We start from the raw sequence: 20,544 nt of genomic DNA, 5'->3' as shown, positions 1-20,544 counted from the left end.
GTTCCTTCCTGCTACAGTTATTACGCGTTGTCGCCAAACCAACAGATATTGCGTGCAGCCATGATCAGCTCGCCGGCTTGCTCATCGCTAAGCCCTTCAATATCAGCCAGATCGTCAACACCCTGCTCGGCAAGATCTTCCAGCGTACAAACCCCACGCGCGGCCAGTTTAAAGGCCATGCTGCGCTCAAGACCCGGCAGGTTGAGCAAATCGTCGGCCGGTTTGTTGTCGCCCAGGCTTTCTTCTTGTGCCAGGGCCAGCGTGGTCAATGCAGCTTTGGCGCGTTCGCGCAATGCTTCAACCGTATCTTCATCCAGACCGTCGATTTCCAACAGCTCTTTGATCGGCACGTAGGCCAGCTCTTCCAGCGTGGAGAAGCCTTCTTCAACCAGTACGGTGGCGAAATCTTCGTCGATATCAAGATACTTGGTGAAGGTATCAATAGCGGCATGAGCCTCGGCCTGGTGCTTGGCCTGCAGGTCGTCCGCCGTCATCACGTTCAGTTCCCAACGATCGTCGCCGCGATGTTGTTTCAGCAGCTGGGAAGCCAAACGCACGTTTTGGCCGTTACGGCCGATCGCCTGTGCCAGGTTGCTGGCTTCAACGGCGATATCCATAGTGCAGTTATCTTCGTCTACCACGATCGACGCGACGTCGGCCGGTGCCATGGCGTTGATGACGAATTGCGCAGGGTTATCATCCCACAGGATGATGTCGATGCGTTCGCCGCCGAGCTCGCTCGACACAGCCTGAACGCGCGCACCGCGCATACCTACGCAGGCGCCGACCGGGTCGATGCGCTTGTCGTTGGTTTTCACTGCAATTTTCGCGCGGGAGCCTGGATCGCGGGCTGCCGCTTTAATTTCAATCACTTCTTCGCCGATTTCCGGCACTTCGATGCGGAACAGTTCTTTCAGCATTTCCGAACTGGAACGGCTGACGAACAGCTGCGCGCCGCGAGCTTCAGGACGCACGGCGTACAGTACGCCGCGAATGCGGTCGCCCGGGCGGAAGTTTTCGCGCGGCAGCATGTCTTCACGGCCAATCACCGCTTCGGCGTTGTTGCCCAGATCCAGCGCGATGCTGTCACGGTTCACTTTCTTCACCACGCCGGTAACGATCTCACCTTCGTGTTCACGGAAAGCGTCGACCACCATCGCACGCTCGGCTTCACGCACTTTCTGCACGATAACCTGCTTGGCGGTTTGGGTGGTGATACGGTCAAAGGTCACGGATTCGATCTGATCTTCGACGTAGCCGCCGAGCTCGATGCTCGGATCTTCAAACTGAGCGGCTTCCAGCGTGATTTCACGCGTTGGCTGAGTCACTTCGTCTACGGCGACCCAACGGCGGAAGGTGTCGAAATCGCCGGTTCTGCGGTCAATGCTGACGCGCACGTCGATTTCCTGCTCGTATTTTTTCTTGGTTGCGGTGGCTAATGCAGTTTCCAGCGCTTCGAAAATCTTCTCGCGCGGAAGGGATTTTTCATTGGAAACTGCTTCAACAACAGCCAGAATCTCTTTGTTCATCCTAGTTGCCTCTTCCAAACTTTAAAAGTGGGGTACCAGGTTCGCTTTCTGGATGTTGCTCAGCGCGAACACTTCATCTTTCCCTTCCACAGTAACCGTGATCATCTCGCCTTCGACAGACTTGATAATACCCTGCCACTTGCGACGGTTCTGTACCGCCATGCGCAGGACCAGGCTGACTTCTTCACCGAGGAAACGCGTATAGTGCTCTGCGGTGAACATCGGGCGATCAAGGCCAGGAGAGGAGACTTCCAAGTTGTAAGCGACCGTGATTGGATCTTCGACGTCCAATACAGCGCTGACCTGGTGGCTGACATCAGCGCAATCATCAACATTGATGCCGTTATCACTATCAATATAGATGCGGAGCGTCGATTGGCGCGCACGAATGAATTCGATGCCTACAAGCTCAAAGCCCAACGCTTCTACCGGTGCCGAAAGCATCTCTGTTAACTGTTGCTCTAATGTGGACAAGCCCACCCCCAAGACATAAAAAAAGGGCTAAATAGCCCAGTGATTCTGTTGCCAAATAACAAAAAACCCCGAAAAATCGGGGCTTTATGCAACTGGACCCTGTTTGCCGCTAGGCGGCCTCGGTACAACTTTCGAGCAAGTGTCATTTTCAAATGTTGATCGAGAAAAGCGGGTTTCAATCGAAAAGTGTATTTGAAAATAAACACTTAAAGGAAAGTGGTTGCGGGGGCCGGATTTGAACCGACGACCTTCGGGTTATGAGCCCGACGAGCTACCAGGCTGCTCCACCCCGCGTCCGAAAACGTGGCAAATACTACGCCGATAATCGCAAAATTGCAAGTTATCTCTGGGATTTGGTACCGAGGATGGGACTCGAACCCACAAGCCCGTTAGGGCACTACCACCTCAAGGTAGCGTGTCTACCAATTCCACCACCTCGGTACTGATTCTTACTGCTAACGGCCGTTGTTCCTTCGAGTTCACAACCACCGTTTACAAACTTTTTGCGGCTTACTGCGGGATGTCGCTGCTCGGCTTGGCAGGTGCTGCCGGCGCGGTTGTCTGCTCAGTTTTCACTGGCTGACCGAGGTTTTCCCACTCGCTGCCTTTCTTGCTTTGGTTGCTGCTGAGGTTGCCCAGAATCAGGCTGATGACGAAGAACAGCGTCGCCAGCACAGCAGTCATGCGGGTCATAAAGTTACCGGAACCACTCGAACCGAACAACGTGCCTGATGCACCTGCTCCGAAAGAGGCTCCCATATCAGCGCCTTTACCTTGCTGCAGCATAATCAGAGCAACCAGCCCGATTGAGATCAGCAGGAAAATTACCAGAAGAGCTTCGTACATAGTAGTACCCGTATCCTTGCGGCCTCACCGCATGCCAAATGCTTCACACTCATCAAGCAGGCGTTTTTACAAACTGCCTACTGAAGCGGGTGTGAATACTAACCAAAGCCGCCAACCCGCGCAAGGGCAATTTGCTGCCGCCGGCGCGTTTGCGGAAAAAAACGCCAACAATCGTCTGTTCGGGCTCAGCGATGCCGAGCCCGACGGCTAACTGTCTGTTTTAACCTGCGGATTTCACCGCGTCGGCGATGCGATGCGCCAGCGCGGTCACCTGCTGCTCGTCTTCGCCTTCCACCATCACGCGGATCAGCGGCTCGGTGCCCGATTTGCGCAGCAGCACCCGGCCACGGCCGGCCAGCTCGGTTTCCACCTGCTCGGTGACCTTGCGCACCGCGTCAGACTCCAGCGGATTATGCTCGCCGGCGAAGCGCACGTTGACCAGGATCTGCGGCAGCAGCTTCATGCCGCTGCACAGGTCGTGCAGGCTCATGTGGTTACGTACCATGGCGGTCAGCACCTGCAGCCCGGCCACGATGCCGTCGCCGGTGGTGGTTTTGTCCAGCAGGATAACATGACCGGAGTTTTCCGCACCGATGCGCCAGCCCAGTTCCTGCAGCTTCTCCAACACGTAGCGGTCGCCCACTTTGGCGCGCGCGAACGGAATGCCCAGCTGTTTCAGCGCCAGCTCCAGCCCCATATTGCTCATCAGGGTGCCGACCGCACCACCGCGCAGCTGCCCCTGACGCAGGCCTTCACGGGCGATGATGTACAGGATCTGGTCGCCGTCCACCTTGTTGCCCAGGTGATCCACCATCATCACGCGGTCGCCGTCGCCATCGAACGCCAGGCCAACGTGCGCTTTTTCCTGCAGCACGCGCTCCTGCAGCTGACGCACGTCGGTAGCGCCGCATTTCTCGTTGATGTTCATGCCGTCCGGCTCTACGCCGATGGCGATCACCGTGGCGCCCAATTCGCGCAGCACGCTCGGCGCGATGTGGTAAGTCGCGCCGTTGGCGCAGTCGACCACGATTTTCAGCCCCTTCAGGCTCAGCTCGCTCGGGAAGGTACCTTTGCAGAATTCGATGTAACGGCCGGCGGCGTCGATGATACGGCTGGCTTTACCCAGCTCGGCGGACTCCACGCAGGTCAGCGGTTTTTCCATCTCGGCTTCAATTGCCTCTTCGACGTTGTCCGGCAGTTTGGCGCCGTCGATTGAGAAGAACTTGATACCGTTGTCATAGAACGGGTTATGCGAAGCGGAAATGACAATGCCTGCTTCGGCGCGGAAGGTACGCGTCAGGTAGGCCACCGCCGGCGTGGGCATCGGCCCGGTGAAGGAGGCGGACAATCCAGCGGCCGCCAGACCGGCTTCCAGAGCGGACTCCAGCATATAGCCGGAGATGCGCGTATCCTTACCGATGATGATCTTGCGGGAACCGTGACGCGCCAGCACTTTACCGGCCGCCCAGCCCAGCTTCAGCACGAAGTCCGGCGTGATGGGGCTGTCCCCGACCTTGCCACGGATGCCGTCGGTGCCAAAATATTTGCGCTCGCTCATGTCTCTACTGTCCCTTAGCTGAAAGTGTTGCCTCGACGACACGCATCGCCTCGACGGTTTCTTTAACGTCATGCACTCTGACAATCTGCGCACCCTGCATCGCCGCGATCACCGCGCAGGCCACGCTGCCGATAACCCGTTGATCCGGCGGCACGTTCAGCAGTTGCCCAATCATCGATTTACGCGACATGCCGACCAATAGCGGCAAACCGAAACGATGAAACTCCGACAACCGTGCCAGAAGCTGATAGTTGTGCGCCAAATTTTTACCGAAACCGAAGCCTGGGTCGAGCAGCAATTTCTGATTTGTTATCCCCGCCTCGTTACAGCGCTGAATATGATGCTCGAAAAACGCCTGAACATCGGTAATCAGGTCATCGTAATGCGGCGCCTGCTGCATGGTGCGCGGCTGCCCTTGCATATGCATCAGACAGACCGGCAGACCGCTTTCCGCCGCCGCCGCCAGGGCACCCGGCTCCTGCAGCGAACGAATGTCGTTAATCAGATGTGCGCCTGCATGCGCCGATTCGCGGATCACGCCCGCTTTCGAGGTATCGACCGAGATAAAGACTTCGAAGCGCTGCGCCAGCGCTTCCACCACCGGCACGACCCGTTCCAATTCTTCCTCTTCACTCACCTCAGCTGCCCCCGGCCTTGTCGATTCGCCGCCGATATCGATCATCGTGGCACCGGCCGAAATCAGCGCATGCGCGTGGAGCAGCGCCTGGTTCAGGGTGTTGTGACGGCCGCCGTCGGAAAACGAATCTGGCGTCACATTGAGGATACCCATCACCTGCGGATAGGAGAGGTTGAGCGTCATGTCGCGCACGGTTAACTGCATGGTTGGTCCACCTTACTGTTGCCTGGTTCACTGCCCGCCGGGCAAAAAAAAACCCCGGCGTACCGGGGTTTGATGTTATTACACAGCCGCTGTTACTTGTCGAGCTGTTCGGACATGGTGTTGCCCGGCGTTGGGGTGCGCGGCTCATCTACCGGCGTCGGGGCTTTCGGAGTGCCACCGTTGTCGGAGCTGTTGCCTTTGTTCGCATCGTCCCAGCCCGCCGGCGGACGCACGTCTTTGCGGTTCATCAGATCGTCGATCTGCGGCGCATCGATAGTTTCATACTTCATCAGCGCATCCTTCATCGAATGCAGGATGTCCATATTTTCCATCAACAGCGAACGAGCACGCGTGTAGTTACGTTCGATCAGCGACTTCACTTCCTGGTCGATGATACGCGCGGTTTCATCCGACATGTGCTTCGCCTTGGCCACGGAACGGCCCAGGAACACTTCACCCTCTTCTTCCGCATACAACAGCGGCCCCAGCTTCTCGGAGAAGCCCCATTGGGTCACCATGTTGCGGGCAATGGAGGTCGCCACTTTAATGTCGTTCGACGCACCGGTAGAGACTTTTTCCGGCCCGTAGATGATCTCTTCCGCCAGACGACCGCCGTACAGGGTGGAGATTTGGCTCTCCAGCTTCTGACGGCTGGCGCTGATCGCATCCCCTTCCGGCAGGAAGAAGGTCACACCGAGCGCCCGACCACGAGGAATGATGGTGACCTTGTGTACCGGATCGTGTTCAGGAACCAGGCGGCCAATGATGGCGTGGCCCGCTTCGTGATACGCGGTCGACTCTTTCTGCGCTTCGGTCATCACCATGGAGCGACGTTCCGCACCCATCATGATCTTGTCTTTGGCTTTTTCGAACTCCACCATCGACACCACGCGCTTGTTGCCGCGGGCGGCGAACAGCGCCGCTTCGTTGACCAGGTTGGCCAGGTCGGCACCGGAGAAGCCCGGCGTACCACGCGCAATGACGGAGGCGTCGATGTCGGCAGCCAACGGCACGCGGCGCATGTGCACCTTCAGGATCTGCTCACGGCCACGCACATCCGGCAGCCCGACCACGACCTGACGGTCGAAACGGCCCGGGCGCAGCAGCGCAGGGTCAAGCACGTCTGGACGGTTGGTCGCCGCGATGACGATGATGCCCTCGTTGCCTTCGAAGCCGTCCATCTCAACCAGCATCTGGTTCAGGGTCTGCTCACGCTCATCGTGACCGCCACCCAGGCCGGCGCCACGCTGGCGACCGACGGCGTCGATTTCATCGATGAAGATGATGCACGGCGCGGCTTTCTTCGCTTGTTCGAACATGTCGCGCACGCGGGATGCACCCACGCCGACGAACATTTCGACGAAGTCGGAACCGGAAATGGTGAAGAACGGTACCTTCGCTTCGCCGGCGATCGCTTTCGCCAACAGCGTTTTACCGGTCCCCGGCGGGCCAACCATCAGCACGCCTTTCGGGATCTTGCCGCCCAGCTTCTGGAAACGGCTCGGTTCGCGCAGGTATTCCACCAGTTCGCTCACCTCTTCTTTCGCTTCGTCACAACCGGCGACATCGGCGAAAGTGGTCTTGATCTGGTCTTCCGTCAGCATGCGGGCCTTGCTCTTGCCGAAGGACATCGCGCCCTTGCCGCCGCCGCCCTGCATTTGCCGCATAAAGAAGATCCAGACCCCGATCAGCAACAGCATCGGGAACCAAGAGATAAAGATAGAAGCCAGCAGGCTCGGCTCTTCAGGCGGCTCGCCGACAACTTTCACATTCTTCGTTAACAACGTATCCAGCAACTTAGGATCGTTGACAGGGATGTAGGTCGTGTATTTGTTACTGTCTTTCTTGGTAACGTTAATTTCACGTCCGTTGATTCGCGCTTCGCGAACCTGGTCCTGGGTCAGTTCGGACATGAAGGTAGAGTAATCCACCCTACGGCCATTCGACTCGCTGGGCCCAAAGCTCTGGAATACAGACATCAACACTACCGCGATGACTAACCAGAGAATTAGGTTTTTCGCCATGTCACTCAAGGGATTAACCTCATCTTACAACTGTGTTAACAAACAGCGTTAGGGTACTACAGTTTGCGCCCTGTCGCTACAATGTACACTTCGCGCGAACGGGCGCGGGAAGCGTCTGGCTTACGAATCTTAACCTTCGTAAACAGGGAGCGAATTTCCCGTAGGTACTCGTCAAAGCCATCTCCCTGGAACACCTTCACCAGGAAACTTCCGCCTGGTGCGAGGACATCACGACACATATCCAGCGCCAACTCCACCAGATACATCGACCTTGGAATATCGACCGCCGGGGTGCCACTCATATTCGGGGCCATATCGGACATGACCACCTGAACCTTACTCTCGCCTACTCGTTCCAACAGCGCCTTCAGCACCAGTTCATCACGAAAATCGCCCTGAAGGAAATCGACGCCAACGATAGGATCCATTGGCAAAATATCACAGGCGATGATGCGCCCGGTACCGCCGATTTGGGTGACCACATACTGCGACCAGCCGCCCGGTGCGGCGCCCAGATCAACCACGGTCATTCCCGGTTTGAACAGTTTGTCGCTCTGCTGTATTTCATCAAGTTTAAACCAGGCACGGGAACGCAGTCCCTTTTTCTGCGCCTGCTGCACATATTTATCGCTAAAGTGTTCTTGTAACCAGCGACTGGAGCTAGCCGAACGCTTTTTATTAGCCATCTCGTTTTCCAACTATCATAAAAAGAGTCTTATGTCAGGGTCGCTGCTCACGTAGACTCACACCGGTGAAGACCGATTTGGTGATATACATGAGATGGCGGTAGAATGTACCGTTTTCAATCCCAACTTAAGCAAAAAAGACAATGAATCTGAATAATAAACAAAAACAGCACCTGAAAGGCCTGGCGCATCCGTTAAAACCGGTGGTAATGCTGGGCAATAACGGTCTTACCGAAGGGGTGCTGGCTGAAATTGAACAGGCTCTGGAGCATCATGAGCTGATCAAGGTAAAAATCGCCGCTGAAGATCGCGAAACCAAAACCCTGATCGCCGACGCTATCGTGCGTGAAACGGGCGCCTGCAATGTACAAGTTATCGGCAGTACGCTTATTCTTTACCGCCCGTCGAAAGAGCGCAAGATCAGTCTACCGCGTTAATAACCATCAGGTTAACGAAAAGGTGCCATGCGCCTGACGAAGATAAAAGGCCGCTTGCGGCCTTTTTCCTATCTTTACAAAACGTTGGCGCATTAATGACCAACGGCCTCGATCAGAGATACTCGACCTTCAGGATCTCGTATTCCACGTCGCCGCCGGGGGTTTTGATCACCACCACGTCGTCTTGCTCTTTGCCGATCAGGCCGCGCGCCATCGGCGAGTTTACCGAAATCAGATTTTTCTTGAAATCGGCCTCATCGTCGCCAACGATGCGGTAAGTCACTTCTTCTTCACTGTCCAGATTCATCACCGATACGGTGGCGCCGAAGATCACCCGGCCGGTGTTCGGCATCTTGGTGATATCGATCACCTGAGCATTGGACAGCTTGGCTTCGATCTCCTGAATGCGGCCTTCGCAGAAACCCTGCTGTTCACGGGCGGCATGGTACTCGGCATTCTCTTTCAAATCGCCGTGCTCACGGGCGTCAGCGATATCCGCAATGATTTTCGGGCGGCGCACGCTTTTCAGATATTCGAGCTCTTCGCGCAGTTTTTCAGCGCCAAACAAGGTCATCGGAATTTGGTTCATCGTATAAATACCTCTAAATCTTTCCTGTTCAAATAACCGTCATCCTGACGTATTCGTATGAAAACACGGTTGGCATACCGCCACCCGCCTCCAGGCGACAAACAAAAGAAACCTGACTCGGAACGAGGCCCAAGCCAAGATTGGTTTTGCATTTTGATACGCATTTTAGCCTAGAGTTCCTTGAGGGTCATCGTTTACTTTTTCCCTGATTGCACCGTAGTATGACGGCACGTTATCCAGCTGTTATCCCGAGATTATGCGTTTTTCACGAATTGTCAGTGCATTGGCTTGCGCATTTGTTCTGAATGCGAATGCGGCCCCGGTTGAAGAGTACACACAATATCTGCCTGATGGGGCCAACCTTGCCCTGGTCGTTCAGAAAATCGGTGCCGGCGCGCCGACGATCGATTATCACTCTCAGCAGATGGCGCTGCCGGCCAGTACCCAAAAAGTGCTGACGGCGCTGGCAGCCTTGCTGCAACTCGGGCCCGATTACCGTTTTACCACCACGCTGGAGAGCCAGGGCGATATCCGCGACGGCGTACTGCGCGGCAACCTGATCGCCCGCTTCAGCGGCGATCCGACCTTCAAGCGCCAGAGCCTGCGCAATATGGTGGCCGTCTTGAAGAAACAGGGCGTGCGCCAAATCAGCGGCGACGTCCTGGTCGATACCTCGGTCTTCGCCAGCCATGACAAAGCGCCCGGCTGGCCGTGGAACGATCTGACGCAGTGCTTCAGCGCGCCACCGGCTGCCGCCATCGTCGATCGCAACTGTTTCTCGGTCTCGCTGTACAGCGCACCGAATCCGGGCGACATGGCGTTTATCCGCGTCGCCTCCTATTATCCGGTCAATATGTTTAGCCAGGTGCGCACCCTGGCGCGCGGTTCAGCAGACGCACAGTACTGCGAGCTGGACGTAGTGCCAGGCGAGCTGAACCGCTTTACCCTGACCGGCTGCCTGACGCAGCGCAGCGAACCGCTGCCGCTGGCCTTCGCCATCCAGGATGGCGCCAGCTATGCGGGCGCAATCCTGAAAGACGAACTGACCCAGGCCGGTATCCAGATCGACGGGCACTTGAAACGCCAGACGCGTCCCGGCATCACCGGCACGGTGATCGCGCAAACTCAGTCGGCGCCGCTGCACGATCTGTTGAAGATCATGCTGAAGAAATCGGACAACATGATCGCCGATACCGTCTTCCGCACCATCGGCCACGAGCGCTTCGGCGTACCGGGCACCTGGCGAGCGGGCTCCGATGCAGTGCGGCAGGTGCTGCGCCAGAAGGCCGGCATCGATCTGGGCAATACCATTATCGCCGACGGTTCCGGCCTGTCGCGCCACAACCTGCTGGCGCCGGCGACTATGATGCAGGCGCTGCAGTACATCGCTCAGCACGACAACGAGCTGAACTTCATCTCGATGCTGCCGCTGTCCGGCTATGATGGCACCCTGCGCTACCGCGGCGGCCTGCACGAAGCCGGCGTCGACGGCAAGGTGTCGGCCAAGACCGGTGCACTGCAGGGCGTCTACAACCTGGCGGGCTTCATCACGACCGCCAGCGGCCAGCGCATGGCCTTCGTGCAGTATCTCTCCGGCTACGCCGTGCCGCCAGAAGATCAGAAACAGCGCCGCGCGCCGCTGGTGCGCTTCGAAAGCCGCCTGTATCGGGACATTTACCAAAACAACTGAGGATCGTCATGAAGCTGCTGGTCGTTGAGGATGATGAACTGTTGCAACAGGGGCTGGCACTGGCGCTGACCGGCGAAGGTTACGTCTGCGACTGCGCCGCCACGGCGGCGGAGGCCAACAGCCTGCTCATCACCAGCCAATACAGCATGGTGATCCTGGATCTCGGTCTGCCGGACATGGACGGCGCCGCACTGCTGCGGCAGTGGCGCCGCCAGCAGATCGATCTGCCGGTGCTGATCCTGACCGCCCGTGATGCCCTGGAAGATCGCGTCGACGGGCTGGATGCCGGCGCCGATGACTACCTGGTCAAACCCTTCGCGCTGGTTGAGCTGCAGGCGCGCGTGCGGGCCCTTCTGCGGCGCTACCAGGGCCACAGCGACAATCTGATGCAGGTGGATGACCTGCAGTTGAACCTCTCCAGCCAGCAGGTCTACCTGCAGCAACAGCCGGTGGAGGTTACGCCGAAAGAGTTTGCCATTCTGGCGCGTCTTATCATGCGTGCCGGGCAGACGGTCAATCGTGAACTCCTGCAGCAGGATCTCTACACCTGGCAGGACGACCTGGGTTCCAACACGCTGGAGGTGCACATCCACAACCTGCGCCGCAAACTGGGCAAGGATCGCATCCGCACCGTGCGCGGCATCGGCTATCGCCTGGAACCCTCGTCATGATCAGCATGCGCCGCCGCCTGCTGCTGATGCTAGCGCTGATCCTGCTGGTCACACAACTCATCAGCGCCTTCTGGCTGTGGCACGAAAGCCAGGAGCAGATCAGTTTCCTGGTGGATGAAACCCTGTCCGCCAAAGTGCGTACCGAGCGCGTCGATACCGAGATCGCCGAGGCCATCGCGTCGCTGCTGGCGCCTTCGCTGATCATGATGGTCGTCACGCTGCTGGCGTCGTTTTGGGCCATCAGCTGGATCATCCGCCCGCTAAACCAATTGCAGCAGCGGCTGGAAAAGCGCTCTGCCGATAACCTGGCGCCGCTGCCAATCACCAGCGACAGCCAGGAAATGGTAGCGGTCACCAATGCACTCAATCAGCTGTTCTCACGGCTGGATAACACCATTCAACAGGAACGCCTGTTCACTGCCGACGCCGCCCACGAGCTGCGCACGCCGCTGGCCGGCATCCGCCTGCACCTGGAACTGATGGAAAAGCAGGGCGTCAAGGGCAGCCAGGCGCTGATCGCCCGAATCGATCAACTGATGCACACCGTCGAGCAGTTGCTGATGCTGTCGCGCGCCGGGCAAGACTTCGCCAGCGGCCATTATCAGCATTTCGATTGGGTGGCCGATGTGATCCAACCGCTGCGCGAAGAACTCGACGAAATGACCGCCCAACGCGGACAGACGCTGGATTGGCAATTGCCGGCCGTCGCCACGGTGAACGGCGATCCGGTGCTGCTGCGGTTGCTGCTGCGCAACCTGGTCGAAAATGCCCACCGTTACGGCCCGGAAGGCGGCGCGATGCAGGTGCGATTAACGCCGCAAGACAGCGGCTATCTGCTGCAGGTCATCGACGATGGCCCGGGTATCAAGGAAGAGATGGTTGGGGAGCTGACGCAGGCGTTTCGCCGCATGGATCAACGCTACGGCGGCAGCGGACTGGGCCTGAATATCGTGATCCGCATCGCGCAACTGCACCAGGGGCGATTGACGCTGGAAAACCGCCGCGATGCGCGCGGCCTGAACGCCCAGTGCTGGTTGCCGGAAAAGGCGCTCAAATAACAAGGGCCCAGCGTTGCTGAGCCCTTTATCACCGAATTACTTCTGGTAAATGATTTCGACGCCTTCGTCGTCGTCTTCGTCCCAGTCGTCATCCCAGTCATCTTCCGCTTCGGCTTCCACCTCCGCGATTTGCTCGCGGTGGTAGTCATCCCACATGAATTCGACTTTTTCCGGCGCGCTTTCTTCAATCGCCATCGCTTTCGGCTGAGTGTTGATGAAGTTCATCACGTCCCAGCACAGCGCGTTGACGCCTTCGCGGTTGGCGGCGGAGATCATGTAGTACTTCCCTTCCCAACCCATGCCTTCCACAATCGCTTTGGCGCGTTCGGCGGCTTCTTCCTCACCAATCACATCAATTTTGTTGAACACCAGCCACCGTGGCTTCTGCGCCAGATTTTCGCTGTATTGGTTCAACTCGTTGATGATCACTTTGGCGTTTTCCACCGGATCGGTTTCGTCGATCGGCGCGATGTCCACCAGGTGCAGCAGCACGCGGCAACGCTCCAGGTGTTTCAGGAAGCGAATACCCAGGCCCGCCCCTTCGGAGGCCCCCTCGATCAACCCCGGAATGTCGGCAACCACAAAGCTCTGCTCGTGGTCCATGCGCACCACGCCCAGGCTCGGCACCAGCGTGGTAAACGGATAATCAGCCACCTTAGGTTTGGCAGCGGACACCGCACGGATGAAGGTCGATTTACCGGCGTTCGGCAGCCCCAGCATGCCCACATCGGCCAGCAGCAGCAGCTCCAGCAACAGGTCACGCGCTTCGCCCGCGGTACCCAGCGTCTTCTGACGCGGCGCGCGGTTGACCGAAGATTTGAAACGGGTGTTGCCCAGGCCGTGCCAGCCGCCTTTGGCGACCATCAGCTTCTGCTCGTGGCGGGTCATGTCGCCGAGGATCTCGCCGGTGCCCTGATCCTTCACGCGCGTGCCGACCGGCACCTTGATGATGACGTCTTTACCGCGTTTGCCGGTACAGTCGCGGCTCTGGCCATTCTGGCCGCGCTCGGCGCGGAAAGACTTCTCAAAGCGGTAGTCGATCAGGGTGTTGAGGTTCTCATCCGCCAGCAGGTAAACGTCGCCGCCGTCACCGCCGTCACCGCCGTCAGGCCCACCGTTCGGGATATATTTTTCGCGGCGGAAGCTGACGCACCCGTTGCCGCCGTCGCCTGCAACGACCAGAATCGCTGCTTCATCTACAAACTTCATTTACCGTCTCCGTAAATCATTCACCGGGCTGCTTCAAAGGAGCAACCAGGGGGGGTTCTGCCCGTCGCGGCCACCACCGGTGACCAATTGCGGAAAACATGGCGCCCGCCACAACCACAAACGCACCCACATAGCCGACGACGTTCAGCGTCGGCGCAGCGAATGCCTGGGGCCAGGCCAGCGCCAATAAATCTGAAAACAGCAGGGTAAACAGCGGGGTCAGCGTCACCAACGCGCTCACCTGCGCCGCCTGCCAGCGTGCCATCGCCTCTGCCAACGCGCCGTAGCCGATCAGCGTGTTGGCGCCACAAAATAGCAGACACGCCAATTGCCAGCCGCTCAGCTGGAAAATCACCTCGGGTTTGGCCAGAGGGAACAACGCTATCGCACATAAAGTGTACAACATAACCAGGATCTGCGGCGAAGCCAGTCGGCGCAGCAACACCTTCTGCGCCACGCCGTAGCTCACCCAAACCATCGCCGCGCACACGCCCAGCATAACGCCCAGCGTGTAGTCCGTCAGCCGGGTGAAGATCTCTATCAAACTGACGTTGAAAAACAGCATCAGTCCGCAAATCAGCATCAGGGCGCCAATAACCTGGGTGATGCGCATACGTTCTTTTAAAATCAGCACGCTGGCGAACATCATGCCCACCGGCGACAGCTGGCCAATCACCTGCGACGCCGTCGGGCTCAGGTATTGCAGCGAGGAGCTGAAGAACACAAAGTTGCCTAGCAGCCCCGCCGTCGCGATCGCCAACAGCAGCAGCCAACGCGGCTGGCGGAACATCGTCAGCCGCGGCAGCTTGCCGCGTACCGCGAGGATCACGCCCAAACCGATGGCGGCCATGGTAAAGCGATACCAGACAACGGTAAACGGCTCCATCACGACCAACACTTCTTTCATCGCGATCGGCAACGCGCCCCAGCAAACCGCCGTGGTTAACGCCAGAGAAATGCCAACGCCGACCTGCTGCTTCGTATCCATATCACCTTCGCCAACGCTGACGGGCCTGCCCTCAGGCAACCCATAAATGTAAAAAGCCCCGCAACGAATTGCGGGGCTTACATCTATTTCGTAAGGCTCGAAAAATTATTCAGCTTCGATGCTGATGAATTTACGATTGCTCGGGCCTTTAACTTCGAATTTGACTTTACCGTCTTTCAAAGCAAACAGAGTGTGGTCTTTGCCGCAACCCACGTTGGTACCAGCGTGGAATTTGGTGCCGCGCTGACGAACGATGATGCTGCCTGCCAGTACTGCTTCGCCGCCAAAGCGTTTTACGCCCAGACGTTTAGCTTCTGAATCGCGACCGTTACGAGTCGAGCCGCCAGCCTTTTTGTGTGCCATTAATCCGCTCTCCTAACTTAAGCGCTGATGCCGGTGATTTTAACGTCAGTGAACCACTGACGGTGGCCCTGCTGCTTACGGTGGTGTTTACGACGACGAAACTTAACAATTTTAATTTTCTCGCCACGACCGTGAGCAACAACTTCAGCTTTGATCTTGCCGCCATCGACGAAAGGAACGCCGATTTTGATATCTTCGCCATTAGCGATCATCAGAATCTGGTCAAACTCAACCGCTTCACCAGTTGCGATGTCCAGCTTTTCCAAGCGAACGGTCTGACCTTCGCTTACTCGGTGTTGTTTACCACCACTTTGGAAAACCGCGTACATATAAAACTCCGCTTTCCGCGTGCCCGACTGTGTTAGTTCAGAGCGCGCTATAAATATTCACAATAGGGCGCGAATTCTACGCAAAAAAGCAGCGTATGACAAGAGCAGAATAAGACCAGAACAAGAAAAAAGAAGAAAAAAAGCGCAGTTTCTTTCGTGGCGTTTATCTGAACCGTTTTTCAAGTACAATCATAGGGACAGTTACCGCCATGTACCGATGTGAGCAGCGATCTCAACGCGGTGAAGAGAAACACAGCTGAAAAAAACACAATGAACCTAGAGCAAATTACCGAGTTAACCGCGCAAGATATGGCGGCCGTGAACGCAACAATTCTCGAACAGCTGAATTCCGATGTCACGCTCATCAATCAGCTTGGCTATTACATTATCAGCGGTGGCGGTAAGCGCATCCGGCCGATGATCGCCGTCCTGGCGGCGCGGGCGTTGGGCTATGAAGGCAACAAGCACGTCACCGTCGCCGCCCTGATCGAATTCATTCATACCGCCACGCTGCTGCATGACGACGTCGTCGACGAATCGGACATGCGCCGCGGCAAAGCCACCGCCAACGCGGCGTTCGGCAACGCCGCCAGCGTGCTGGTCGGCGACTTTATCTATACCCGCGCCTTCCAGATGATGACCAGCCTGGAATCCCTGCGCGTGCTGGCGCTGATGTCGGAGGCGGTCAACGTCATCGCCGAAGGCGAAGTGCTGCAGTTGATGAATGTGCACGATCCCGACATCAGCGAAGAAAGCTATATGCGGGTGATCTACAGCAAAACCGCCCGTCTGTTTGAGGCGGCGGCGCAATCGTCGGCGATCCTGTCCGGCGCCAGCGCCGAACAAGAGAAGGCGCTGCAAGATTATGGCCGCTACCTCGGCACCGCTTTCCAGCTGATCGACGATCTGCTCGACTACAGCGCCGACGGCAGCACCCTGGGCAAAAACACCGGCGACGATCTGAACGAAGGGAAGCCGACCCTGCCGCTGCTGCACGCGATGCACAACGGCGACGACGCCCAGCGTGACATGATCCGTGGCGCAATTGAGCAAGGCAACGGCCGTCATTTGTTGGAGCCGGTACTGCAGGCGATGCAGCAATGCGGTTCGCTGGAATACACCCGCCAACGCGCCGAGGAAGAGGCCGACAAGGCGATCGCCGCGCTGCAGGTGTTGCCGGCATCGGAGCACCGCACGGCGCTGGAAGGCCTGGCCCATTTAGCGGTGCAACGCGATTTTTAAGAAATCGTGATTTCGCAATACACTCATCAGGCCCGCGTACGCGGGCCTGCTTAGGTATTGCTCTCTTCGTCGATACGCGCCAGCAGGCCGCCAATCCCTTCCCGCATCAGGAAAGCCACCATTTTCTCGCGCTCGCTCTCCGTCAAATGGTAGTAATACTCGATCCAGACCGCCAACGGATCCTGGCGTTCTACGTCATAGGCCGCCCCGTCTTCCTTCAGCACCAGCAGGTTACGCACACCTGAAGGCAGGCTATCGATATGGTATTCCAACGCTTTTCCCTGCACGCCTTTACGCCTGCGGCTGATCCAGCCTTCGCGCCGGGCCATCAAATTGATTCCCTGTGGTGAGGAGGGTAATCCTGCGATGCCTGTCAGTTCCTTGGCGGCAAACCACTCGTTTTTCATGGCCATCATCTCTGGGCAATAGTGGGCAACGTCATTTTTGGAAATTACCTGGGTATTTTTTAGGAAATTTAATGGTATTCTGGTTTCCGAATAAACGTTTCACGTTGTTCAAACGCTTAACTTTGACTCGTTAGTTATACCACTAACGCAACTTTGGCTAATCAGAAAAGGAATGTAAACATGAATTCAAGGAACCCAGATTGGCACCCAGCAGATATCATCGCGGCGCTACGCAAGCAGGGCACCACGCTGGCGGCGGTATCGCGCAAGGCCGGATTGAGCTCATCGACGCTGGCCAATGCGCTGTCGCGCCCGTGGCCGAAGGGGGAATGGCTGATCGCCGAAGCGATAGGCATTCACCCATCGGAGATCTGGCCAAGCCGTTATTACGATCCGCACAGCGATTGCCTGCTGGATCGCAAAGCACGCATCAAGTCGTGAACGCGGAACAAAAAAAAACCGCCGGAACAGCGTCCGGCGGCGTTTATCGGCTGACTCTCGGTATCGATCAGTTATTGATGAACTTCTCGCCCAGTTCGATATCTTTGTGCAGCACGTCCAGCATCTCGTTCAGCGCTTTCTGCTCGAAGGCGCTCAGGGTGCCGATATCTTTACGCTCTTCAACGCCGTTCTTGCCCAGCACCAGCGGCTGCGCGAAGAAGCGAGCGTATTTGCCGTCGCCTTCAACGTAAGCGCATTCCACAACGCCTTTTTCGCCCTGCAGCGCACGCACCAGAGACAGACCGAAACGTGCGGCCGCCTGGCCCATGGACAGCGTTGCAGACCCGCCGCCGGCTTTGGCTTCTACCACTTCGGTACCGGCGTTCTGAATGCGTTTGGTCAGATCCGCCACTTCCTGATCGGTGAAGCTCACACCAGGGATCTGCGACAGCAGAGGCAGAATGGTCACGCCAGAGTGGCCGCCGATAACCGGCACGTTCAGCTCTTCCGGCTGCTTGCCTTTCAGCTCGGCCACGAAGGTGTTGGAACGGATGATATCCAGCGAAGTCACGCCGAACAGTTTGTTCTTGTCGTAAACGCCGGCTTTTTTCAGCACTTCCGCCGCGATGGCGACCGTGGTGTTAACCGGGTTGGTGATGATGCCGATGCAGGCTTTCGGGCAGGTTTTCGCCACTTGCTCAATCAGGTTACGCACGATGCCGGCGTTAACGTTGAACAGATCAGAGCGATCCATGCCTGGCTTACGGGCCACGCCGGCGGAAATCAGCACCACGTCCGCACCGTGCAGAGCCGGGGTCGCGTCTTCGCCGCTGAAGCCTTTAATTTTAACTGCGGTTGGGATGTGGCTTAAGTCGACGGCAACGCCTGGGGTTACGGGGGCAATGTCGTAGAGAGAGAGTTCAGAACCTGAAGGAAGCTGGGTTTTGAGTAGAAGGGCGAGGGCCTGGCCGATACCGCCAGCAGCACCGAGAACTGCAACTTTCATCCTATACTCCTTTATTATCTTAAATATATAAAGCGCCGTGAATGTGTTGGTTACGGACCTTGAGTCATTACACCTTTTAAAACAATAAATTAGCCAACTCTTGCCTGCAGGTGTAATAAAACGGCCGCTGTCGCGCCCATTTTAGATTAAATCGCTTGCGCATGAAGGGCATAGCGCACACTAATCAAAAATAGTGCGAGGTTATTCACGAGCAAGTTAACCGGCCGTTACATTACACCCTTACGCAACATCAGAACAACATCATTTTAATAACATTTTATTTACCACCGTAGGCCGATTTTCCGTCGTCAAAAGGGCATATTCATCGCGGCCGGATTTTGTTAAAATGCCGCCCTTTCCTCGCCGCCCGGTCTTTTTTATTTTCTTTGGGGCGGCCTTTGTTGCATAAAAATTCATCTATATGCATAATCATGACTTCCACTATCAACATTCCACGGTGCAAAATGCGTAATCCCGCAAAACAGGAAGATCTGATCAAGACGTTCAAAGCGTTATTGAAAGAAGAAAAATTCAGTTCTCAAGGCGAGATCGTTTTGGCGCTGCAAGAAGAAGGCTTCGAAAACATTAACCAATCCAAAGTATCGCGCATGCTGACCAAGTTCGGCGCGGTACGTACGCGCAATGCCAAAATGGAAATGGTGTATTGCCTTCCTGCCGAACTCGGCGTGCCGACCACCACCAGCCCGTTGAAGAATCTGGTGCTGGACGTCGACCATAACGACGCCGTCGTGGTGATCCATACCAGCCCGGGCGCCGCGCAGCTGATCGCCCGCCTGCTCGACTCACTGGGTAAATCCCAGGGCATCCTCGGCACGATTGCCGGCGACGATACCATTTTCGTCACCCCGTCCAGCGGCTTTACCGCTCAGAAGCTGCATGAAGCGATCCTGGGCGTGTTTGAGCAAGAGCTGTGAAACCTGGCGCTAACAAAGTGCGGCTACCTTCCGCATTTTGTTAGCGCTTCTTTAACCCTCGCGTTACCTCCCCAGCCTTTAACCGCGTTTAACACTGCTTTTTTATCCCGCAGCAACACATTTCCATGACATCGCCATGTAACCAGCAGTACCCACTGTGATCTTCCGCACTTTTGGTTAAAAGCACTTACCTTATTGAAATTACATAAATTTAACATCAAAAGATCGTTTTATGAGCGTTTTTTATTCCTTACAGTTATAAAAAATAAGGATCATAAGGTTAAAGTTTCACTAGAAACTGTTAGCGAACTATTAATTTTTCGCGTTACTAGCTGTATACTCATTTTCGTGAACTGAATCACAGTTCGTTGGAACTGATAAAAGAATACGATGAGGTGAGATGATGAAAATTAAAGCTACCGTTGCAACCCTGAGCGTTCTGTCCATGCTTTCATTTGGTGCATTCGCAGCACAATCTGTTGATGCAACCCAGGCCGCACAACTGCAACCCGCCGGTGTGATCACCGTGAGTGGCGTCGCCGCTGCGCCTTCCGACATTCGCCAGGCACTGTCTGACAAAGCTGACGCCAAAGGGGCGACCGCTTACCGCGTGATCGAAGCGCGCAACGACGGCAACTTCCACGCGACCGCTGAAATCTACAAATAAGTAACGACATTACCCGGCAACGGGCAATACATCTCTGGAATCAAACGCTGTCATAACGGCCTTCAAGAATAAAAATCGCTGCCAAGCCCTTCCAGGCTGTTATGACCAAGGATCGCTATCATGAACATGAAAACTACTCTTGCTGCACTCGGTCTGCTGTCCGTCATCTCCTTCGGCGCATCTGCCGCCCAGTTGGTGACTAACGATCAGACCGCCAATCTGCAATCTATCGGCACCATTACCGTCAGCGGTATCGACGGCGCACCGACCGACATTCGCCAGGCGCTGTCGGAGAAAGCCGACGCTAAAGGCGCGACCGCCTACCGCGTGATCGAAGCGCGTAACGAAGGCAACTACCACGCCACCGCCGAGATTTACAAATAACAACTCTGGGAACGGCTTTGCAGAGCTGATTACCCTCGTCACTGCCACTGCCGAGTTCTGACGCAAACGCCGATTTCCCAGAGACCCTCTCGTCGTCCTATCCGACGAACCCCGTTGCCCTCGCTCGCGAGGGCTTTTTTATGGGCGTAAAAAAGGCCGCAAATGCGGCC

At 56.6% G+C, this 20,544-nt stretch carries 23 protein-coding genes and 2 tRNA genes; 9 read left to right on the top strand and 16 right to left on the bottom strand.

Features of this window, described 5'->3' with window-relative positions; genetic code table 11:
- Positions 1 to 20 precede the first annotated feature (20 nt).
- From nusA to rlmE, 9 genes are all read right to left on the bottom strand, one after another.
- Entirely contained in the window at positions 21 to 1,529 is a 1,509-nt protein-coding gene (gene nusA / locus ACJ8IL_RS13735) for a transcription termination factor NusA (protein ID WP_019453340.1), read from the bottom strand.
- A 21-nt stretch (positions 1,530 to 1,550) separates the two neighbouring features.
- Positions 1,551 to 2,003, bottom strand: coding sequence for a ribosome maturation factor RimP (gene rimP / locus ACJ8IL_RS13730; RefSeq protein WP_028127574.1), 453 nt, complete (start codon positions 2,001 to 2,003; stop codon positions 1,551 to 1,553).
- Between the two features lie 217 nt (positions 2,004 to 2,220).
- Positions 2,221 to 2,297: transfer RNA gene (locus ACJ8IL_RS13725), tRNA-Met, on the bottom strand.
- A 60-nt stretch (positions 2,298 to 2,357) separates the two neighbouring features.
- Positions 2,358 to 2,444, bottom strand: a tRNA-Leu gene (locus ACJ8IL_RS13720).
- 69 nt (positions 2,445 to 2,513) lie between these two features.
- On the bottom strand, positions 2,514 to 2,849 hold the full coding sequence (gene secG, locus ACJ8IL_RS13715) for a preprotein translocase subunit SecG (RefSeq protein WP_004933519.1): 336 nt from the start codon (positions 2,847 to 2,849) through the stop codon (positions 2,514 to 2,516).
- Positions 2,850 to 3,069: 220 nt separating this feature from the next.
- Positions 3,070 to 4,407, bottom strand: coding sequence for a phosphoglucosamine mutase (gene glmM / locus ACJ8IL_RS13710; RefSeq protein WP_122016933.1), 1,338 nt, complete (start codon positions 4,405 to 4,407; stop codon positions 3,070 to 3,072).
- Positions 4,408 to 4,411: 4 nt separating this feature from the next.
- Entirely contained in the window at positions 4,412 to 5,248 is an 837-nt protein-coding gene (gene folP / locus ACJ8IL_RS13705; protein WP_025305052.1) for a dihydropteroate synthase, read from the bottom strand.
- A gap of 92 nt (positions 5,249 to 5,340) precedes the next feature.
- Positions 5,341 to 7,272: an ATP-dependent zinc metalloprotease FtsH gene (gene ftsH, locus ACJ8IL_RS13700; RefSeq protein ID WP_004933529.1), complete on the bottom strand. Its 1,932-nt coding sequence runs from the start codon at positions 7,270 to 7,272 to the stop codon at positions 5,341 to 5,343.
- Positions 7,273 to 7,328: 56 nt separating this feature from the next.
- Positions 7,329 to 7,958: a 23S rRNA (uridine(2552)-2'-O)-methyltransferase RlmE gene (rlmE, locus tag ACJ8IL_RS13695; protein WP_004933533.1), complete on the bottom strand. Its 630-nt coding sequence runs from the start codon at positions 7,956 to 7,958 to the stop codon at positions 7,329 to 7,331.
- A gap of 143 nt (positions 7,959 to 8,101) precedes the next feature.
- On the opposite strand from rlmE, the gene yhbY reads away from it, so the two are divergent.
- Positions 8,102 to 8,395 (top strand): ribosome assembly RNA-binding protein YhbY, encoded by a 294-nt coding sequence (gene yhbY / locus ACJ8IL_RS13690; RefSeq protein WP_004933536.1) that lies wholly within the window; start codon positions 8,102 to 8,104, stop codon positions 8,393 to 8,395.
- A gap of 112 nt (positions 8,396 to 8,507) precedes the next feature.
- Here the strand turns inward: yhbY and greA are convergent, their stop codons facing one another.
- Positions 8,508 to 8,984, bottom strand: coding sequence for a transcription elongation factor GreA (greA, locus tag ACJ8IL_RS13685; protein WP_025305051.1), 477 nt, complete (start codon positions 8,982 to 8,984; stop codon positions 8,508 to 8,510).
- Positions 8,985 to 9,240: 256 nt separating this feature from the next.
- Between greA and dacB the strand changes: the two genes are divergently transcribed.
- From dacB to pmrB, 3 genes are read left to right on the top strand one after another with little or no spacing between them, the layout of a single operon-like run.
- Positions 9,241 to 10,674, top strand: coding sequence for a serine-type D-Ala-D-Ala carboxypeptidase (gene dacB, locus ACJ8IL_RS13680; RefSeq protein WP_025305050.1), 1,434 nt, complete (start codon positions 9,241 to 9,243; stop codon positions 10,672 to 10,674).
- Between the two features lie 8 nt (positions 10,675 to 10,682).
- Positions 10,683 to 11,345, top strand: a complete 663-nt coding sequence (pmrA, locus tag ACJ8IL_RS13675; RefSeq protein ID WP_019453348.1) for a two-component system response regulator PmrA — start codon at positions 10,683 to 10,685, stop codon at positions 11,343 to 11,345.
- Positions 11,342 to 12,403, top strand: coding sequence for a two-component system sensor histidine kinase PmrB (pmrB, locus tag ACJ8IL_RS13670; RefSeq protein WP_442516595.1), 1,062 nt, complete (start codon positions 11,342 to 11,344; stop codon positions 12,401 to 12,403). Before pmrA ends, pmrB begins: the two co-directional genes overlap by 4 nt.
- A gap of 36 nt (positions 12,404 to 12,439) precedes the next feature.
- Here pmrB and cgtA read toward each other — a convergent pair whose 3' ends face one another.
- From cgtA to rplU, 4 genes are all read right to left on the bottom strand, one after another.
- Complete coding sequence (cgtA, locus tag ACJ8IL_RS13665; RefSeq protein ID WP_025305047.1) at positions 12,440 to 13,612, bottom strand: Obg family GTPase CgtA; 1,173 nt, start codon at positions 13,610 to 13,612, stop codon at positions 12,440 to 12,442.
- A gap of 16 nt (positions 13,613 to 13,628) precedes the next feature.
- The gene (locus ACJ8IL_RS13660) at positions 13,629 to 14,600 is read right to left on the bottom strand and encodes a DMT family transporter (RefSeq protein WP_049208595.1); all 972 of its coding nucleotides are present in this window, start codon (positions 14,598 to 14,600) and stop codon (positions 13,629 to 13,631) included.
- 105 nt (positions 14,601 to 14,705) lie between these two features.
- A complete protein-coding gene (gene rpmA / locus ACJ8IL_RS13655) occupies positions 14,706 to 14,963 on the bottom strand; it encodes a 50S ribosomal protein L27 (RefSeq protein ID WP_004933559.1) in 258 nt (85 codons plus the stop codon).
- A 17-nt stretch (positions 14,964 to 14,980) separates the two neighbouring features.
- On the bottom strand, positions 14,981 to 15,292 hold the full coding sequence (gene rplU, locus ACJ8IL_RS13650) for a 50S ribosomal protein L21 (protein WP_004933561.1): 312 nt from the start codon (positions 15,290 to 15,292) through the stop codon (positions 14,981 to 14,983).
- 270 nt (positions 15,293 to 15,562) lie between these two features.
- Here rplU and ispB point away from each other — a divergent pair, with 270 nt between their 5' ends.
- Positions 15,563 to 16,534, top strand: a complete 972-nt coding sequence (gene ispB / locus ACJ8IL_RS13645; RefSeq protein ID WP_025305045.1) for an octaprenyl diphosphate synthase — start codon at positions 15,563 to 15,565, stop codon at positions 16,532 to 16,534.
- 50 nt (positions 16,535 to 16,584) lie between these two features.
- On the opposite strand, the gene ACJ8IL_RS13640 is transcribed toward ispB, so the two are convergent.
- Entirely contained in the window at positions 16,585 to 16,941 is a 357-nt protein-coding gene (locus ACJ8IL_RS13640; RefSeq protein WP_025305044.1) for a DNA-binding protein, read from the bottom strand.
- 180 nt (positions 16,942 to 17,121) lie between these two features.
- On the opposite strand from ACJ8IL_RS13640, the gene ACJ8IL_RS13635 reads away from it, so the two are divergent.
- Entirely contained in the window at positions 17,122 to 17,382 is a 261-nt protein-coding gene (locus tag ACJ8IL_RS13635) for a helix-turn-helix domain-containing protein (protein WP_004933567.1), read from the top strand.
- A 67-nt stretch (positions 17,383 to 17,449) separates the two neighbouring features.
- Here ACJ8IL_RS13635 and mdh read toward each other — a convergent pair whose 3' ends face one another.
- Entirely contained in the window at positions 17,450 to 18,388 is a 939-nt protein-coding gene (gene mdh, locus ACJ8IL_RS13630) for a malate dehydrogenase (protein WP_004933569.1), read from the bottom strand.
- Between the two features lie 464 nt (positions 18,389 to 18,852).
- Here mdh and argR point away from each other — a divergent pair, with 464 nt between their 5' ends.
- The 3 genes from argR to yhcN (ACJ8IL_RS13615) all read left to right on the top strand — a co-directional run bounded on the left by argR (position 18,853) and on the right by yhcN (ACJ8IL_RS13615) (position 20,374).
- Positions 18,853 to 19,323: a transcriptional regulator ArgR gene (gene argR, locus ACJ8IL_RS13625; RefSeq protein ID WP_016929335.1), complete on the top strand. Its 471-nt coding sequence runs from the start codon at positions 18,853 to 18,855 to the stop codon at positions 19,321 to 19,323.
- A 403-nt stretch (positions 19,324 to 19,726) separates the two neighbouring features.
- The gene (yhcN, locus tag ACJ8IL_RS13620) at positions 19,727 to 19,990 is read left to right on the top strand and encodes a peroxide/acid stress response protein YhcN (protein ID WP_025305043.1); all 264 of its coding nucleotides are present in this window, start codon (positions 19,727 to 19,729) and stop codon (positions 19,988 to 19,990) included.
- 120 nt (positions 19,991 to 20,110) lie between these two features.
- The gene (gene yhcN, locus ACJ8IL_RS13615; RefSeq protein WP_025305042.1) at positions 20,111 to 20,374 is read left to right on the top strand and encodes a peroxide/acid stress response protein YhcN; all 264 of its coding nucleotides are present in this window, start codon (positions 20,111 to 20,113) and stop codon (positions 20,372 to 20,374) included.
- Positions 20,375 to 20,544 lie beyond the last annotated feature (170 nt).

It is taken from the genome of Serratia sp. CY47444 (genome assembly GCF_052168635.1).
Taxonomy (GTDB): Bacteria; Pseudomonadota; Gammaproteobacteria; order Enterobacterales; family Enterobacteriaceae; genus Serratia; species Serratia bockelmannii.
Note: the sequence above shows the minus strand (reverse complement) of the source record. Positions and strands in the feature narration are given on the sequence as shown.

Excerpts from the sequence above, each read along its gene's own strand:
- nusA (WP_019453340.1), bottom strand. The coding sequence starts at position 1,529 with ATGAACAAAGAGATTCTGGCTGTTGTTGAAGCAGTTTCCAATGAAAAA.
- secG (WP_004933519.1), bottom strand. The coding sequence starts at position 2,849 with ATGTACGAAGCTCTTCTGGTAATTTTCCTGCTGATCTCAATCGGGCTG.
- glmM (WP_122016933.1), bottom strand. The coding sequence starts at position 4,407 with ATGAGCGAGCGCAAATATTTTGGCACCGACGGCATCCGTGGCAAGGTC.
- folP (WP_025305052.1), bottom strand. The coding sequence starts at position 5,248 with ATGCAGTTAACCGTGCGCGACATGACGCTCAACCTCTCCTATCCGCAG.
- ftsH (WP_004933529.1), bottom strand. The coding sequence starts at position 7,272 with ATGGCGAAAAACCTAATTCTCTGGTTAGTCATCGCGGTAGTGTTGATG.
- rlmE (WP_004933533.1), bottom strand. The coding sequence starts at position 7,958 with ATGGCTAATAAAAAGCGTTCGGCTAGCTCCAGTCGCTGGTTACAAGAA.
- yhbY (WP_004933536.1), top strand. The coding sequence starts at position 8,102 with ATGAATCTGAATAATAAACAAAAACAGCACCTGAAAGGCCTGGCGCAT.
- greA (WP_025305051.1), bottom strand. The coding sequence starts at position 8,984 with ATGAACCAAATTCCGATGACCTTGTTTGGCGCTGAAAAACTGCGCGAA.
- dacB (WP_025305050.1), top strand. The coding sequence starts at position 9,241 with ATGCGTTTTTCACGAATTGTCAGTGCATTGGCTTGCGCATTTGTTCTG.
- pmrA (WP_019453348.1), top strand. The coding sequence starts at position 10,683 with ATGAAGCTGCTGGTCGTTGAGGATGATGAACTGTTGCAACAGGGGCTG.
- pmrB (WP_442516595.1), top strand. The coding sequence starts at position 11,342 with ATGATCAGCATGCGCCGCCGCCTGCTGCTGATGCTAGCGCTGATCCTG.
- cgtA (WP_025305047.1), bottom strand. The coding sequence starts at position 13,612 with ATGAAGTTTGTAGATGAAGCAGCGATTCTGGTCGTTGCAGGCGACGGC.
- ACJ8IL_RS13660 (WP_049208595.1), bottom strand. The coding sequence starts at position 14,600 with ATGGATACGAAGCAGCAGGTCGGCGTTGGCATTTCTCTGGCGTTAACC.
- rpmA (WP_004933559.1), bottom strand. The coding sequence starts at position 14,963 with ATGGCACACAAAAAGGCTGGCGGCTCGACTCGTAACGGTCGCGATTCA.
- rplU (WP_004933561.1), bottom strand. The coding sequence starts at position 15,292 with ATGTACGCGGTTTTCCAAAGTGGTGGTAAACAACACCGAGTAAGCGAA.
- ispB (WP_025305045.1), top strand. The coding sequence starts at position 15,563 with ATGAACCTAGAGCAAATTACCGAGTTAACCGCGCAAGATATGGCGGCC.
- ACJ8IL_RS13640 (WP_025305044.1), bottom strand. The coding sequence starts at position 16,941 with ATGAAAAACGAGTGGTTTGCCGCCAAGGAACTGACAGGCATCGCAGGA.
- ACJ8IL_RS13635 (WP_004933567.1), top strand. The coding sequence starts at position 17,122 with ATGAATTCAAGGAACCCAGATTGGCACCCAGCAGATATCATCGCGGCG.
- mdh (WP_004933569.1), bottom strand. The coding sequence starts at position 18,388 with ATGAAAGTTGCAGTTCTCGGTGCTGCTGGCGGTATCGGCCAGGCCCTC.
- argR (WP_016929335.1), top strand. The coding sequence starts at position 18,853 with ATGCGTAATCCCGCAAAACAGGAAGATCTGATCAAGACGTTCAAAGCG.
- yhcN (WP_025305043.1), top strand. The coding sequence starts at position 19,727 with ATGAAAATTAAAGCTACCGTTGCAACCCTGAGCGTTCTGTCCATGCTT.
- yhcN (WP_025305042.1), top strand. The coding sequence starts at position 20,111 with ATGAACATGAAAACTACTCTTGCTGCACTCGGTCTGCTGTCCGTCATC.